This window comes from uncultured Aquimonas sp. (genome assembly GCF_937888285.1).
Lineage (GTDB): Bacteria > Pseudomonadota > Gammaproteobacteria > Xanthomonadales > Xanthomonadaceae > Aquimonas.
Window position 1 is genome coordinate 1 of sequence record NZ_CALART010000054.1, and the last position, 2,179, is coordinate 2,179.

At 60.6% G+C, this 2,179-nt stretch carries 3 protein-coding genes; 1 reads left to right on the forward strand and 2 read right to left on the reverse strand.

All coding sequences use genetic code 11. The features are described 5' to 3' along the window. Window positions 1–283, reverse strand: a 283-nt coding sequence (locus Q0654_RS11205; RefSeq protein ID WP_298853833.1) for a helix-turn-helix transcriptional regulator, incomplete at its 3' end; no start/stop codon positions are given. Between the two features lie 65 nt (window positions 284–348). Then, window positions 349–933, reverse strand: coding sequence for a DNA cytosine methyltransferase (locus Q0654_RS11210; protein WP_237677807.1), 585 nt, complete (start codon window positions 931–933; stop codon window positions 349–351). Between Q0654_RS11210 and Q0654_RS11215 the strand changes: the two genes are divergently transcribed. Next, window positions 932–2,067 (forward strand): IS3 family transposase gene (locus Q0654_RS11215; protein ID WP_237677808.1). Its coding sequence is split into 2 segments (ribosomal slippage): window positions 932–1,193 and window positions 1,193–2,067, totalling 1,137 coding nucleotides; the frame shifts between segments, so codons are not numbered across the junction. The genes Q0654_RS11210 and Q0654_RS11215 overlap by 2 nt on opposite strands. Window positions 2,068–2,179 lie beyond the last annotated feature (112 nt).

The window sequence follows — 2,179 nt, forward strand, 5'->3', positions numbered from 1 at the left end:
CAAATCTATCAAGCCTTCGCGCACTCGTCACGCCTTCTGCCGCGCACGCTCCTAGGTGTTCCTGTGCTGGCGCCATGATTGAGTCGTCCAAAAAGAAGGCCATATCGACGCCGAGGACAGTCGCGATCGATTGGAGTTTTTCCGCCGATGGACGAAGCGACTCACGGTTTTCAAGCTCCCAGAGATAGCTTTTGCTTAGACCGGCTTCGGCGGCCAACGCGTCAAGCGTCAGCTCCTTTTTCTTTCGGAGGATCTTCAGCTTTTCCCCGAGTTTTGAAGCCATGTCAGAAATCCTAAGGTTGGCGTGAGTCGATGCAATTTCAGCACAGGTACGCTTGAGGCTCGGCCTCATGCAACCTGCCGGAGTGCGGTCAACAGATCGGCCATGACAGGGGGACAGACACCATTGCCCAGAAGGTGCATCGCGGACCTCTTCACCTTCGGGAGGGCGTAGTCCTCGCGCATGCCCATGACGGCCTTGGCCTCGTGGATTTGGAGCATGCGCATGCGGTCGCCGTCGATGACCGCCCAACGGTCAACGGTGGTCAAGGAACCGATGGGGCGGTGGATGCTTCTGCCGGTCAGGCCGCTGCCCTTGGAGTAGTAGGGCGTGACGAACCGATCACCGAAAGCCGCACGGCCCGCTGCGATGCGTCGAATGGTCGCCGGCTTGCGCTTCGGCGTGATGATGGGACTCCAGTCCGGATAGTCCCAGTCGATCACGTTGGCCACCGGCTGGTGCTCGCGCTTTGGCAAACGAAGCTGAATCGGCGACTTGGACCGACTGCAAACCAGAAACACACGCTCGCGGTGTTGAGGCACGCCGCGTTCGGCGGCATCGAGAGAGCTGGCCCCAGAAAACTGAACAGCTCGATAAGGGTGGAAACTGCTCCTGAAGGCGAGGACCTCGCCTGTGTTGATTGGAGCGAACATGAGCAGAAGACCCCGCCGCACGCACTCAGCGGCATTCAAAGCCAAGGTGGCGCTGGCAGCGGTGCGCGGCGACAAGACGCTGGCCGAATTGGCGCAGCAGCATGACGTGCACCCCAACCAGATCACCGACTGGAAGAACCAACTACTCAGTCGGGCAGCCGATGTCTTCGGCGGCGAGCAGGCAACGCCAGAGCCTGCCATCGACCTGAAGGCGCTGCACGCCAAGATCGGTCAATTGGCGCTGGAGAATGATTTTTTGGAAGGCGCGCTCATCAAGGCCGGCATGCTGAGCGCAAAGCGATGATTGATCGAAGCCACGATCTGCCGATCCGGCGCCAAGCCGAGTTGGTGAACATCAGCCGCGGCTCAGCGTACTACGCGCCCAAACCTGTGTGCGATGCGGACCTCAAGCTGATGCGTCGCATCGACGAGCTGCACTTGGAGTTGCCGTTCGCCGGAGCGCGCATGCTGCGCGATCTCTTGCGCGGCGAAGGCGTCGCTGTGGGCCGCAAGCACATGACCACGCTGATGCGGCGCATGGGTATCACAGCGCTCTACAGGAAGCCCAACACCAGCAAGAAGAGGCCCGGGCGCACGATCTATCCCTACCTGCTGCGCACGCTTGCGATCACCCGGGCCAACCAGGTCTGGGCAATGGACATCAGCTACATCCCGATGGCCCGAGGCTTCATCTACCTTGCGGCAGTGATCGATTGGCACAGTCGCCGGGTGTTGGCCTGGCGGGTTTCGATCTCGATGGACACTGAGTTCTGCACCGATGCTGTCGAAGAGGCAATCGCCCGATACGGCACGCCCGAGATCTTCAACACCGACCAGGGCAGCCAGTTCACCAGCAGCGCGTTCACTGGCCTGCTGCACGATCACGGCATCCGAGTCTCAATGGACGGCAAGGGCTGCTGGCGCGACAACGTGTTCATCGAGCGGCTGTGGCGCTCGATCAAGTACGAGGAGGTGTACCTTCATGCCTACGAGAACGTGAGCCAGGCCCGAAGCGGAATCGGGCGCTACATCGACTTCTACAACACCCGACGTCCGCATTCGAGCCTCGGCGCCCGAACGCCGGACGTGGTGTACTTCCAGACGCTGCCATGGCCTTCGGCCAAGGCAGCCTAACCCCGCAGGATCCACTTAAAGAAATCGGAATCTGTTCAAGCCAACGGGGCCAGCTCTATCTTCAGATCGACGCCTTGACCAAGGCGGGTTGCCACAGGCTCTTTGATGACAA

Bases quoted from the DNA above. Each gene is read 5' to 3' on its own strand.
- Q0654_RS11210 (WP_237677807.1), bottom strand. From the start codon at position 933: ATGTTCGCTCCAATCAACACAGGCGAGGTCCTCGCCTTCAGGAGCAGT.